The organism is Sphaerisporangium sp. TRM90804 (assembly GCF_029846175.1).
Classification (GTDB): Bacteria; Actinomycetota; Actinomycetes; order Streptosporangiales; family Streptosporangiaceae; genus Sphaerisporangium.
On record NZ_JARWAC010000010.1, the window covers coordinates 166782 to 179763 of the forward strand.

9 protein-coding genes and 1 tRNA gene are annotated in these 12982 nt (G+C 69.9%); 6 read left to right on the forward strand and 4 right to left on the reverse strand.

What is annotated here, in order from left to right:
• Nucleotides 1-470 precede the first annotated feature (470 nt).
• The 3 genes from PYR91_RS13640 to PYR91_RS36390 are packed head-to-tail and all read right to left on the reverse strand — an operon-like array spanning nucleotide 471 to nucleotide 3945.
• Nucleotides 471-1409, reverse strand: a complete 939-nt coding sequence (locus PYR91_RS13640; RefSeq protein ID WP_279780084.1) for a PrgI family protein — start codon at nucleotides 1407-1409, stop codon at nucleotides 471-473.
• Nucleotides 1406-3085: a conjugal transfer protein TrbL family protein gene (locus PYR91_RS13645; RefSeq protein ID WP_279780085.1), complete on the reverse strand. Its 1680-nt coding sequence runs from the start codon at nucleotides 3083-3085 to the stop codon at nucleotides 1406-1408. The genes PYR91_RS13640 and PYR91_RS13645 overlap by 4 nt, the downstream gene beginning before the upstream one ends.
• A 5-nt stretch (nucleotides 3086-3090) precedes the next feature.
• Entirely contained in the window at nucleotides 3091-3945 is an 855-nt protein-coding gene (locus PYR91_RS36390; protein WP_347943077.1) for a pilin, read from the reverse strand.
• A 498-nt stretch (nucleotides 3946-4443) separates the two neighbouring features.
• On the opposite strand from PYR91_RS36390, the gene PYR91_RS13655 reads away from it, so the two are divergent.
• The 3 genes from PYR91_RS13655 to PYR91_RS13665 all read left to right on the forward strand — a co-directional run bounded on the left by PYR91_RS13655 (nucleotide 4444) and on the right by PYR91_RS13665 (nucleotide 8227).
• Entirely contained in the window at nucleotides 4444-5328 is an 885-nt protein-coding gene (locus tag PYR91_RS13655) for a hypothetical protein (RefSeq protein ID WP_279780088.1), read from the forward strand.
• Complete coding sequence (locus tag PYR91_RS13660; protein ID WP_279780090.1) at nucleotides 5325-6353, forward strand: site-specific DNA-methyltransferase; 1029 nt, start codon at nucleotides 5325-5327, stop codon at nucleotides 6351-6353. Before PYR91_RS13655 ends, PYR91_RS13660 begins: the two co-directional genes overlap by 4 nt.
• Nucleotides 6354-6559: 206 nt before the next feature.
• A complete protein-coding gene (locus tag PYR91_RS13665; RefSeq protein WP_279780091.1) occupies nucleotides 6560-8227 on the forward strand; it encodes a recombinase family protein in 1668 nt (555 codons plus the stop codon).
• Here the strand turns inward: PYR91_RS13665 and PYR91_RS13670 are convergent.
• Nucleotides 8192-8277, reverse strand: a tRNA-Leu gene (locus PYR91_RS13670). The genes PYR91_RS13665 and PYR91_RS13670 overlap by 36 nt on opposite strands.
• A 177-nt stretch (nucleotides 8278-8454) precedes the next feature.
• On the opposite strand from PYR91_RS13670, the gene PYR91_RS13675 reads away from it, so the two are divergent.
• From PYR91_RS13675 to PYR91_RS13685, 3 genes are all read left to right on the forward strand, one after another.
• Nucleotides 8455-9753 (forward strand): M20/M25/M40 family metallo-hydrolase, encoded by a 1299-nt coding sequence (locus tag PYR91_RS13675; RefSeq protein ID WP_279780092.1) that lies wholly within the window; start codon nucleotides 8455-8457, stop codon nucleotides 9751-9753.
• A 178-nt stretch (nucleotides 9754-9931) separates the two neighbouring features.
• On the forward strand, nucleotides 9932-10570 hold the full coding sequence (locus PYR91_RS13680) for a hypothetical protein (RefSeq protein ID WP_279780093.1): 639 nt from the start codon (nucleotides 9932-9934) through the stop codon (nucleotides 10568-10570).
• Between the two features lie 672 nt (nucleotides 10571-11242).
• Nucleotides 11243-12955 carry a chaplin family protein gene (locus PYR91_RS13685; protein WP_279780094.1) on the forward strand — a complete coding sequence of 571 codons (1713 nt, stop codon included), beginning with the start codon at nucleotides 11243-11245 and terminating at the stop codon, nucleotides 12953-12955.
• The last annotated feature ends 27 nt before the right edge of the window (nucleotides 12956-12982 follow it).

The window sequence follows — 12982 nt, forward strand, 5'->3', positions numbered from 1 at the left end:
CATCCAGGAGCAGGGACGCGGCGAGCGCGCGGACCTGCGCGGAGGCCTCCTCCAGCTCATCGGCCGCTGTGGCGTGGACGGTGAGATAGATGCAGGCGCGGAACAGCTTGGCCTGGCCTCGGGCCAGCCGGGAGGCCAGCTCCTGGGCGTCTTCGGCGGCGGCCTCCGCGCCGGGTCCAGGAGGCGGCCATGCTGGTGGTCCGATCGCAGGCCCGACTCCAGGCGGGCCAGTTGCTTGCGCAGCCGGTCGGCGGCGACGAGTGAGGGGACCGGCTCGATGTGCAGCGAGACGTCCAGGCGCCCGGGGTACGTCAGCAGCGGCTCCATCCAGCCGGGTGCGACCTCTCGCGGATAGCCGGAGATGGCCAGGGTGCGGCACAGGGAGCTGCCGGCCCGCAGATGATGGGGGTGGACCTCGACGGCGTCCGGGCCGAGGCTAGAGGCGGGAGTGGGAGTTCTGGCCAGGAGTCTCATCGGTGCTCTCCTCGGGTGATTACCTCGCCCGGCGACGAGACCCGGTCGCCGTGGATCGGCGGGGCGGTGGGGTCGAAACAGGAGGCCAGCAACGCGGCGACCGCGCGGGCGTCCAGAAGCCGCACGTCGAGACCGCATGCGCCGAGGACGCGAGATGCCTCCTCCAGACGGCGAAGGGCTCGGGCTGCGGATGTGGCCCGGCTGCCGGCGTTGGCGGAGGGTTCGCGGGCGACGAGCAGGACCTGACGGCGAAGGAGTTCGTGCCGGTCGGTCAGCTCGCGCAGGAACGCGGCGTGCTCGCGGGCCGCCTGCTCCAGTGCGGGATGGGGAAGATCAGGAGCGGTCTCCTGCAGCGCGGCCACGGTGGTGGTCAGGTCGACGCGTTCCGCGCGAACCAGGATCTGCACTGGGCCCGGCAGGGAGTTGAGCCAGCGTCCGAACACCGCCACCAAGGCGTCCTGCTCATCGGGCGTTCGCAGGGCGAAGCTCACCGTGGAGACTTCGGCCAGGGCGGCGACGCCGTCCGGTCCCAGGTCGATCAACCCGTCGACGCTCACGCCCCGAGCGGGAAGCCGGAGCGGCGATGGGATGAGGCTCGCACTGGCTGCCATCCAGGCCGGAGGCCGGGGGGCGTCCACGGATCCGGTCACGAACCGCTTCGGGCGGTAGTGGAAGCTGATCGCCGCCAGCACGTACCGATCCAGGCTGATTCCGTCGTGACGGCCGATGGCGAGCAGGATTCCGGTGACCGCGATCGGGAGAGCTACCGCCAGGAAGACAAGCGGAGGCAGTGTTTCGCCGAAGCCCAGGTATCCCCCGTAGAGGATGGCTCCCGTGCCGGTGAGGATGCCGAGCTGGCGGGCGGTGAAATTGGCCATGATCTTGTCGGCCTGCTCGACATCGGCCGGGATCCTGATCGGCTGAGACCAGGTCATGTCCGCTTACCTCCACCAGGCTTGCGGCTCCGCGTCCGCGGAGTCGGGGTCGGGGGTGGGGTACGGCGAGCGCCGGGATTCTCGGGCCACTCAGGGCTGCCGGGGATCGGCGCGTTCGGCGAGACGATGGGCGTCACCGGCCCGCGAGGCACGGGTGGTGGGGCGACCACACGCTGGGAGGGGGAAGCCGGAGTGACGGGCTGGTACTTCAGCCGGTGCATCTGGGCCAGCCCGGCTGGGCCGTCGGCGTAGCGGGTCTCGCGCGGGTAGCCGTACACCGGTGTGCCGGGGGAGATCGGGGGCCGGGGTCGTGGAGTCGGCTGGTACTTGCCGGCTACCGGCGGCGCCGAGGGAGCGTGCTTGACGGGGGCGGCCTCCCAGTCGTCCGCGCGGATCGGCCGTCGGGCAGCCGCCGGGGCGTGCTTGAGGGGACCGGGGCCGCCGCGCGCGGCCGAGGCCGCTGTCGCGGGTCGCGGTGTGATGGCACCGGCGGGACCGCCGGTGATCATCTTGCCGTTCAGTGTGGGGATGGAAGCTCTTGGCGCCGTGGCGGCAGTGCGGCTTCCTGCCGCGCGGCTGCCACGGCCGAGATGCACTGCGTTCAGTACGGGTGCGGTGAGCTTGTAGAGAATGGCGTACTTGACCATCCGGCCGATCGCCGAGCCCGGGCCACGGCTGGTGAAAACGGCACGGGACACCCAGCCCGGAATGCGCACCAGGATGATGAGCAGGCACAGGGCGAGCAGCAGGTCGTACAGCTGACCGGGGCCGGCCAGCCCCGCGGCTTCTCGGCCGTCCTGGTTGAAGAAGATCCTCACCGCCGAGGTGAGGGTCAGCGACTGGCCGACCTGGATCAACAGCGTGCCTGCGAAGGCCCGCCACCACAGCCGGGCCAGTCCTTCGGTCTGCGGCAGTCCCAGACAGATGAGGGCCAGCGGCGCGGCGACGACGAGCAGCGTCGTCAGCGCCAGGCGCAGCACGAAGGTGATCAGCAGCAGGACCAGCAGCATGGTGGCGACCAGGGCCAGCAGGATGTAGAAGATCTGTGAGTTTCCCGGCGGGACGATCATGGTGCGGATGGCGTTGGCGGCACGCCGTGCGTCGAATCCCTGCCTCAGCAGTGCACCGGCGACGGCGTTGGCCAGCTCGATCAGCCGGCTTGTGATCACGAAGCTGAAATTCGTGGCGATGAAGGCCGTCACCAGGCGGGGCAGCAGTTCCTTGGCGGCGTACCGGGTCTGTACGGTCTGGTGGCCCATCGCCACGATGCCGCCGGCCACGATCAGCAGCGCGAAGGCGCTGTCGGCCATCAGGACGCTGGCCCGCCACAGGTCGTACACGCGCGCCTGGCCGGCAGGGCTCGGAGTGGTCAGCAGGGTGGAGGCCAGCACGGCCAGAAGAGGATGGATGGCGAGCGCGACCAGATCGGCGAACCAGGCGGTGATCGCGCTCCCGACCCAACCTCCGACCGTGAGGCCGATGCCAGGGATCGGGGGAAGCCATGGCCGACTCGGGGCTTCAGGGTTATCGGTCGGCGGAGGGCTCGGCGCGGGCACGGGGTCAGCCCATGCGGCAGAAGCGGCAAGCACCGCGGCAGCCACGGCAATCAATGTGGCAACGGTGACTGCGACGGCGGCACGCGGCCACCCTGGGCGGCGAATGATCTGAAGCGGCATGGCGCTCATCCACCGACCACGCGCTTGAGCACGTTGACCAGCAGCGGGGCCAGCATGGCAAGGCCGTAGCCGAGCGCTGCGCCCTTCCACGCCGCCTTGGCCTTCTGCGCCTCGCCCGGGTCGCCGCCTGCCAGGAGGTAGCGCACCCCGCCGACGGTGAACATGAGCGTGGCCAACGCGGCCAGCAGACCCACCAGCCAGTTCCGCAGGTTGTCGAAGACCCTGTCGAGCTGGTCTGGGTCACTCGGTGGAGCGGCAATCGCGCCGGCGTGAGCGGGTGCCGTCACGGCAGCACTGATGATGGCGAAGACGGCGGGGGTGAGGACGATCAGGAGCCCGAGAGCGCGATGGCACCTGGCCCGGTGAGGAGGGTCGCCGCTTGCCGCCGCCTCTGCCGAGGAGGGGGAAACAGAGAGCCGGGACGGTGACGACGGCAGTGCTGCCGGCGCAGTCGGCAGGCGGCTTTGCCGCATGCGCGCCGTGCCGCATTCCGCACCGCCTGTCGTCCGGGAAGGTGGGGGCGCGATGCGCCGTGCGGAGCCGGGAAGGTCGCCCGGACCTCCCTTCGTGTCGTCGGCTTGGAAGTGCGCATCTGAGGTGTTCCGGCTCCGCACGGACGTTGAGGGCCCCATGGCCGTAGGGGCGTGAGAGGTGATCGACCGAGGCTCCGCCCCGTGGACCCGACCCCGCAGCTCCGCACTGGCCGTGACCCCGCGCGTGATGGAGGGCTGCGGAGGGTCGGTCGAAAGGGGCGTGCCATGCAAGACCCCGTCGTACTTACGGGGCACCAATCGGAAGATGTCTCTGATCGCCTTTAGTGGCGCTCGGCGGCCGACAAGTTCGGCATATTCGGGTGCCATCAGGTTGCTCCAAACGGGAGGGGTTTCGCGGCTGCAACCTGGTTTACGGGCCCGCTATGGCATTGCTCTGGCGCACGCTCGATTGGGCGAATCAAACGCGCCCGCCATTGATGCGCCATAGGGCGGCGCACTGGCGTCCGCCACGTGCCAATGCCGCGCCACAGTTCCTGCCAACCCGTTCCGTGACGACGCTAGAGCGGCTCCTACCTGCACGAGATCGCGAGTCGGTTCATGCCAGAAGGACGCCAGAACGCCTTGCTCCAGTGGAAGTGCGCCGCTAGGAGCTCGCACAGGACTTCCGAAGGCGTCACGCATCTGAGGCTCGCCCGAACGCCGAATGCAGAAGACGCAGGCCGCTGCGCCATCATGCACCTCAACCCCGAATGCGTATCGATATGAGCCAGTCACCGGCAACGTGATTGGCGCGATTCCTGTAAACAGGAATCGCTCTTATCGAGCGTGTTTCTCAACCGGTCCGGTGTGCGACCGGAGGCCGCGATGAGCCTCCAGCCGTACACCGCACCGGCCCTGCGCGTCCTGTCACTGGGAGCGGGCGTCCAATCGAGCACGCTGCTGGTGCTCGCCGTGGATCGCGCACTGCCGCGCTATGACGCGGCCGTCTTCGCCGACACCGGGTGGGAGCCCGCGGAGGTCTACGCACACCTGCGCCGACTGGAGCAGCTCGCCGCCACAGCCGACATCCCCGTGCTACGCGTCCGCGCCGGCGACATCCGCCGAGACGCGCTCGATCCCCACCACCGGTTCGTGTCCATGCCGCTGTTCGTCCTGGGGCCCGGTGGCGAACGCGGCATGGCCCGGCGCCAGTGCACGAGCGAGTACAAGATCGGCCCGATAAAGGCGACCGATCGCGCCTTGCTCGGTTACCCCCACCCGCGCCGCGTGCCCAAAGGGGTCTACGTCGAGCAGGCGATCGGGATTAGTACCGAGGAGTTCCATCGCGCCAAAGACGCCGACGTCGCCTACCTGCGCAACGTGTTCCCGCTGATCGACCTGGGCTGGACCCGCGCTGACTGCATGGCCTACCTGACCTACCGAGGGCTGCCCGACACCCCGCGATCTGCCTGCGTGGGATGCCCGTACCACAGCAACACCGAGTGGCGACGCATCCGCGACACCGACCCTCAGGCATGGGCCGAAGCGATCGCCTTCGATGAGGCCATCCGCCACGGCCACCCACGCGGCTTGGCCGCGGGGCAGCCACTACGCGGCACCTATTACCTGCACCACTCGCGTCGTCCTCTCGCTCAAGCGGACCTCGGCCAGGACCCGCACGTCACAGAACCAGAGGGCTGCTCACCGTGGGCTTGCCGCAGCGGCCCTGCCGTGCCGGACGCGGATGCCGCTCAGCGGAGGCGGCCATGACGCCAGAGGCGTACTGGCGTGACGAGCACGCCGTCTTCTACGCCGGAGACGCCAAGACGGTCCTGCAGGCGTTGCCAACCACGTCGGTCGACTGCCTGGTGACCAGCCCGCCCTACTACAGGCTGCGCGACTACGGCGTCCCCGGGCAGATCGGCCACGAACCCACCCCCGACGCCTACATCGACGCGCTGCGCCAGGTGTTCACCGAAGCCCACCGCGTGCTGGCCGACGACGGCACCATGTGGATCACCATCGGTGACCGCTATGCCGCCAACTCCGACGGCTGGGCCCGCGGCGGCGACTTCAACCCCCGCCAGCCGCTCATCCGCCCGCGATCCCGGCTCACCGTGCCGCCCAAGAACCTGCTCGGCATGCCCTGGCGCCTCGCCTTCGCCCTACAACACGACGGCTGGATCCTGCGCAACGCCGTCGTGTGGGCCAAACCCAACGCCATGCCGCACCCGGTCCGCGACCGCCTCACCAACCGCTACGAGCTCATCTTCCTGCTGGTCAAACAACGCCGTTACTGGTTCGACCTGGACGCCGTCCGGCAGCCCTACACCGGCGACCGCTCGCTGCCGCACCGCTCACGCAAAGGCGGCACCAAGCCCAACACCATTGCCACCCCATGGCCGCCGCGCGGCAAGTACAGCGACAGCGAACAGCCCTTCGGTGGCCGCTCGCCAGGAGCGGCAATGCTGCCGACCGGAAAGCGGCACGACGCCGGCCACCCCGACGGCAGCAACCCCGGCGACGTGTGGACCATCTCCACCCGCCCCTACCAAGGCGCGCACTTCGCCGTCTTCCCCATCGACATCCCGCTGCGCTGCATTGCCGCCGGCTGCCGCCCCGGCGGCACCGTCCTGGACCCCTTCGCCGGAGCGGCAACCACCGCCCTCGCCGCGCGGCAACACGAACGCAAGTTCATCGGCATCGAACTGAACCCCGCCTTCTGCGACCTCGCCATCACCCGGCTCCAGCGCGCCTTCCCCAGCGACTCAGCACGGGGAGGCGACAGTGACTGAAGAGCCACAAAGGGCCTGCTCGGGGCCTCACGAATCGAGTTCACTCCCGTACGCTCCAGGCCCTGAAACACATGGCGCGGGCCCGAAGGAAGTGAGGGTGCAGGTGCCGGACGAACCGCCGGTCCTCTCCGTGAGCGTGGCGCGGGTGCTGCTCCGCATCCTGCTCAAGTCCCGCGAAACGTCGGTGGAATAGGAGGAAGCACGAGGTGGTCTTGTTCGCGTTCTGGGGCCGGGTGTCTACCGAGGACAACCAGGACCCGGCCTCGTCACGTAACTGGCAGCTGGCCCGCTCCAAAGCTCTGGTCGAGCCCAGGGGCGGGGTGATCGTCGCGGAGTTCTTCGACGTGGACAAATCACGCTCGATCCCGCCGCAGCGCCGGCCAGAGGCGGCCGCGCTGCTGGCTGAACTGCGTAATCCCCACCGGGGGTTCGATGCGGTGGTGGTGGGTGAGCCTCAGCGGGCCTTCTACGGCAACCAGTTCGGCAATACCTTCGAGCTGTTCAACCACTACGGGGTGCAGTTGTGGGTCCCCGAGGTCGGCGGGCCGATCGATCCCGTCAACGAGGCCCACGAGCTGATCATGTTGATGTTCGGTGGGATCAGCAAGGGCGAGCGCAACCGCATCAGGATCCGGGTGCGCACCACCATGGAGGCCCAGGCGAAGATCGAGGGACGGTTTCTGGGGGGACGTCCGCCGTACGGCTACCGTCTTGTGGACGCCGGTCCTCATCCCAACCCGAGCAAGGCGGCCGACGGAAAGCGGCTTCACCGTCTGGAGCCCGACCCGCTCACCGCTCCCATCGTGGGGAGGATCTTCTGGGAGTTCCTGCACGGTCAAGGTCTCTACCTGATCGCCGAAGGACTGACCCGCGAGGACATCCCCAGCCCATCCGCCTACGACAAGGCACGCAACCGGCACCGCAGCGGAATCGCCTGGTCCAAGTCGGCTGTCCGCGCCATCCTGCTCAACCCCCGGTACACCGGCCGGCAGGTCTGGAACAAGCAGCACAAGCAGGAAGAACTGCTGGACGTCAACGACGTCACCCAGGGGCATGTGACCAAGCTGAAATGGAACACCCAGGATCAGTGGGTCTGGTCGGACACGGTCGTCCACGAACCCCTCATCGACACCGAGTCCTTCCAGAGAGCGACGCTGCTGCTCTCGGCCAACGGCCGACCGGCCACCGAGCGTAAGCCGCGCAGCACCCGTCGGCCCTACATTTTCCGTGGCCTGCTGCGCTGCGACGTGTGCACCCGCCGCATGGAAGGCACCTGGAACAACGGACGAGCCCACTACCGGTGCAAGTTCCCCGTCGAATACGCCCTCGCCAACAAGATCGAGCACCCGCGCACGGTCTACGTCCGGGAGGACCACATCGTCGCCGAACTCGACCCGTGGATCTGTCAGGTGTTCGCTCCGGCCAACGTGAAGCGGACCGTCGAGAAGCTACTGGATGTGCAGAACAACGAGGTCGACCGCGCAGCGATTCATGCGGCCGAGAAAGCGATCGATGACTGTGACCGGCGGATGATCCGGTACCGCTCCACGATTGACGCCGGCGGCGATCCCCAAGAGGTCGGCAAGTGGATGGCCGAGACGAGGGCCGAACGCCTGCAGGCAGAAGGACGCATGCGGACGATCACGAGAACACACGAGATCACAGAGAAGGAGGTCAAGGAGATGATCCCGAAAGCGACCGAGATGGTGAGGATCCTGCAGAGGGCGGACCCCGTCGACAAGAACGATCTCTACACGCAGATGGGCCTGCACCTCGTGTACAACCCTTCGGAAAGGGTCGTCCTAGTCGAGGCCAGGCCCAGCATGTACCAGAGTGCGTGTCCGAGGGGGGACTTGAACCCCCATGCCCCGTAAAGGGCACTAGCACCTCAAGCTAGCGCGTCTGCCTATTCCGCCACCCGGACTTGGGTTGCCTGGCTGGGAGGTGGTCCCTGCTTCGGCTGCACTAGGTTAGCAAACTCCGAGGGGTGCTTCATACCGGGATGCGGGGGCGGTGGGGGTCAGCAGTGCTGAGGATGTGGGTGGGGGGTGCTGGGCGGCAGGATGTTAGGCATGGGTGGTTGGCAAGCGAAGGAGTAGGTATGACCCCGTTGAACGGCGAAGAAGAGGTCGTCGAGCTGTGCCGGGAGCTCATCCGCATCGACACGACCAACGCTGGCGACAACGCGGGTCCTGGGGAGCGGGGGGCCGCGGAGTATGTCGCCGGCAAGCTGGCCGAGGTGGGGCTGGAGCCGCGGATTCTCGAGAGCGATGACAAGCGGGCCAACGTGGTGGCCCGGATCTCGGGGGAGGACTCCAGCCGGGGGGCTTTGCTGCTGCACGGGCATCTGGACGTGGTCCCGTTCAACGCCGGCGACTGGACGCATCACCCGCTGAGCGGGGAGGTCGCGGACGGGTGCATCTGGGGTCGTGGGGCCGTGGACATGAAGAACATGGACGCGATGATCCTCGCCGTCGTCCGGCAGCGGCTGAGCGAGGGGCGCAGGCCGCCTCGGGACGTGGTGCTGGCGTTCACCGCCGATGAGGAGGCGGGGGGCACGTACGGGGCGCAGTGGCTCGCCACTGAGCACAGAGATCTGTTCGAGGGGTGCACCGAGGCGATCGGGGAGGTCGGCGGGTTCAGCGTCTCCATCGAGGAGGGGCGGCGGCTGTACCTCATCGAGGCGGCGGAGAAGGGCATCGCCTGGATGAAGCTCACGGCCGCCGGGCGCGCGGGTCACGGGTCGATGCTCAACAGTGAGAACGCCGTGACCGAGCTGGCCGAGGCCATCGGGCGCATCGGCCGTCACGAGTGGCCGGTGCGGCTCACGCCGACGGTGCGCGCGTTCTTCAAGGAGGCCTTCGACCTGGAGCTCGACGCCGACGACGCCGAGGCGACCGTCGCCAAGCTGGGGTCGCTGGCCCGCATGATCGGCGCGACGCTGCGGAACACGGCGAACCCGACCATGCTGGATGCCGGCTACAAGGCCAACGTGATCCCGCAGACGGCGACGGCCCACGTGGACGGGCGTTTCCTGCCCGGGTACGAGGAGGAGTTCTTCACGACCGTCGACGAGCTGCTGGGGCCCAACGTGACCAGGGAGTTCATCTACCACGACATCGCGGTGGAGACGTCCTTCGACGGGCCGCTCGTCCGCGCGATGGCCGACTCCCTGCTCGCCGAGGACCCGGACGCCCGCGCCGTGCCGTACACGCTGTCGGGCGGCACCGACCTGAAGGCCTTCAGCCGCCTGGGGATACGCGGATTCGGGTTCGCCCCGCTCAGGCTGCCCGCCGATCTGGACTTCTCCGGGATGTTCCATGGGATCGACGAGCGGGTTCCGGTGGATTCGCTGCGATTCGGCGTCCGTGTTCTTGACCGTTTCCTGGGCGCCTGCTGACCCGTTCCTCGAAAACGCTTTGCCGTCACGCGGTGTGCTGCTAACGTGACTGAGCGTTGAGGGGTTGGTCCGAGACCGGCCCTGCGAAGGTAGGGCCGGTCGAGGAGTTCGGGGAGGTCACGTGGCACGCATGCCAGAAAGGCGGCGGAGGGCTGGCTCGCCCGCCGTGGTCCGGCACGTGCCCGTGACCATCTCCGGTGACGAGGCCCAGGCGCGGACGGTCCTGACGCGGGAAGCCCGGATGGCGCGGTTCGCGGCCGGCTCCCGGCTGGTGCGTCTGTTCGCCGTCGGCGGTCTCATCGCCGTGGGCTGGCTCATGGGTGTGATCCTCGGTCTCGCCGGTGCCGCTCCCGCGGCTGCGGACGTCCACTTCCCCGCGGGTCACCTCGCCCCCGTCAAGGTTGTCGAAGCGGTCACGCCTCCTGAAGAGGTCGTCGAGACCGTCGAGACCAGGGACGTGCGTCGTGCCCTCTCCACAACCCCTCATGCCGCTCTCGGGCCGGCCTCGGCCGGCGGTTTCCCCACGATGAGCGACAGCCCCCCGGCCGATGCCGGGGCCATGGCGGGGCGGACGGTCGACGGGCTCACCAGCCAGTCGAAGCCCGCCCTTCCCGCACCATCCTCCGCCGAGCATTCGGCGGGGGCGAACGGGTTCGTGCCGCGCGGTAGCGGCTCCGGTCCGTATGGGCCGGGTTTCGGGGACGTCGCCGGGTCGGTCTTCGACCCTCGGCTCGCGGTCATGGCCGCCGAGCCGGTGGGCGCGCGTCTCCCCGTCGTCCGCACGACAGCGGACGACCCTTCTTTCTCCCCCGACTGATCCCCGCCGAGCCGGCCCTGACCCGAAACGGTCCGGTCGGCTGCGGAGCGCGCCGCCGAGCATCCCGTTCGTCAGGAGCCGGATGTGTGGGCGCTCTCCGCCAGGGCGATACGTCATCGGATCTCGCGATGGTTCAGGGCTCCAGGGCGTCACGCGGTTCAGCACTCAGTGGGTCAAGTCCCAAGACCAGGGTTCAGTCGAGCCTTTGGTCGCGGGCCCGGTCGGTCCCCTTATCCCGTACCCCCCCGGAATGGGATCGGGCACCAGGCCGATGATCCGATCGAGGGCGGTTCCTCGCTGACCCGGCCCGGCCGGCTGTTCGCCCGCAGGGCCGCGGTTCCCCACGCGGTCCTGGGCGACGGCCTCGGCAGGGCGCCGACGCGGTGCCGGTCATGGCACCGACGCGGTGCCCGGCCTGGTGCCGTCGAGCCGGTGCCCATGGTCGGGCGGGTGCTCGATGCGCGCTTCGGGTCTTGGCCGGCCCACGTGAGCCGTCCCCGGCATGGAGACGAGCTCTCGGGGCTGGGCCGAAGCCGACTGATTCGCGGTGACGTCCCCCGCCCTGGCTTCGCGGGTCCATCAGGAACTTCCCCCAAAGTGATCAAGGAGCGAATAATGGTGCGTACGTGGGCGAAGGGCTCCGCCCCCGCCGCTTTCCTCGCGGTGGGTGTCATGGCCCTCAGCAGTGGCACGGCTCTGGCCGACACCTCCGGAACCGGTTCGGTGGGTGGCGGCAACCAGATCAACCTCCCCATCACCCTCCCGGTCGACATCAGCGGCAACTCGGTGGCCGCCGTCGGCGAGGCGTCCGCCTCGTCCCGGGGCGGCGCGTCCGTCCAGGGCCGAAACGGCTCCGGCGCCCTGCAGGGCGACACCTCCGGGCGCCACAGCGTCCTGGGCGGCAACCAGATCAACGCGCCCATCACCGCCCCGATCAACGCCTGCGGCAACGCGGTGTCCCTGGTCGGGCGGTCCGACGCGGGCTGCGAGGGCGGGGCCGCGGTGAAGAACCCCGGCGCCGGCAACGGCGCGGGGCGCAACCGGACGGACGGCCGCCACAGCGTCCTGGGCGGCAACCAGATCAACGCCCCGATCACGGCCCCCGTCAACGCCTGCGGCAACTCGGTGGCCGTGATCGGCCAGGCGAACTCCGGCTGCCGGGGCGGCGCCTCCGTCAAGAACGGCGGCGGGCAGGGCGCCGGCGGGAACCAGACCTCCGGGCGTTCCTCGGTGCTCGGCGGCAACCAGCTCGTCGCGCCGATCACCGCGCCGATCAACATCTGCGGCAACTCCGTCGCCGTGATCGGCGAGGCGTTCTCGGGCTGCCGCGGCGGCGCCGTGGTGAAGGGCGGCGGCGGCAACGGCGGCAACGGCTACCGGGGAGGCCCCCCACGCCCGGGGTTCGGCGCGGGCGGCAACGACACCGACGGGCGGTTCAGCGTCGGCGGCGGCAACCAGCTCGTCGCCCCGATCCTCGCCCCCGTCAACGTCTGCGGCAACTCGGTGGGCAACGGCGCCGCCAGGTGTGAAGGCGGCATCAGCGTCCCGCCCGCCGGCGGTCGCGGCGGCGCGGGCGGCAACCGCACCTCCGGGCGTTCGTCCATCCTCGGCGGCAACCAGCTCGTCGCGCCGATCACCGCTCCGGTCAACGTGTGCGGCAACGCCGTCGCGCTGATCGGGCAGGCGTTCGCGGGGTGTCGCGGCGGCGCCGCGGTACACGGCGGCGGTGGCGGGGGCGCCGGCGGCAACAGGACCGACGGCCGCTACAGCGTCCTGGGCGGCAACCAGCTCGTCGCGCCGATCACCGCTCCGATCAACGTCTGCGGCAACGCCGTCGCCGTGCTGGGCGACGCCGCCGCCGGATGCCTCGGTGGCGCGCACGTGAGCCGGAACGCCGGCGTGCTGCGGCAGTTCGGAGCCGCCCCCGCGCCCGAGGCCCCGGGAAAGGCGTCCAGCGTTCCCGGCCTCCTGCGCGGGCTGCCGCTCCTGCCCGAGGCCCCTGGGCAGCGGGAGACGTCACAGTCGGCGCGGCCGCACCAGGCAGGCCCGTCCGCCGGCAGCCGGGAGAAGGCCACCGCCCTCCCGCCGCTCCCGGTTCTGCCGGCTCCTGCCGCTGCCAGTGGTGCGCTGCCGCCGGCCGCGTCCGCGGCCGACGCCCCGGCGGGGCTGGTCCAGGACGTGGTGAAGGGCACCCCTGCGGGTGGCATCGTCAACGGCCAGGCGACGGGTGGCCTGCCCGTCGAGGCCATCGGCCTGATGAGCGCGGAGCGGCCCGCCGGGCTGACCGGCATGAACTCCGGCTCGCTCGCCACGTTGATCGTCGGTGCGCTGTTCGCCGCCTTGGCGACCGTGCTCGCCGGCACCCGCCGCCTCCGCCGCAGGTGAGCTGAGCCGGGCGGCGGCACCCGGCCG

Coding starts and splice junctions, on each gene's coding strand:
- PYR91_RS13640 (WP_279780084.1), bottom strand. CDS start 1,409: ATGACCTGGTCTCAGCCGATCAGGATCCCGGCCGATGTCGAGCAGGCC.
- PYR91_RS13645 (WP_279780085.1), bottom strand. CDS start 3,085: ATGCCGCTTCAGATCATTCGCCGCCCAGGGTGGCCGCGTGCCGCCGTC.
- PYR91_RS36390 (WP_347943077.1), bottom strand. CDS start 3,945: ATGGCACCCGAATATGCCGAACTTGTCGGCCGCCGAGCGCCACTAAAG.
- PYR91_RS13655 (WP_279780088.1), top strand. CDS start 4,444: ATGAGCCTCCAGCCGTACACCGCACCGGCCCTGCGCGTCCTGTCACTG.
- PYR91_RS13660 (WP_279780090.1), top strand. CDS start 5,325: ATGACGCCAGAGGCGTACTGGCGTGACGAGCACGCCGTCTTCTACGCC.
- PYR91_RS13675 (WP_279780092.1), top strand. CDS start 8,455: ATGACCCCGTTGAACGGCGAAGAAGAGGTCGTCGAGCTGTGCCGGGAG.
- PYR91_RS13685 (WP_279780094.1), top strand. CDS start 11,243: ATGGCCCTCAGCAGTGGCACGGCTCTGGCCGACACCTCCGGAACCGGT.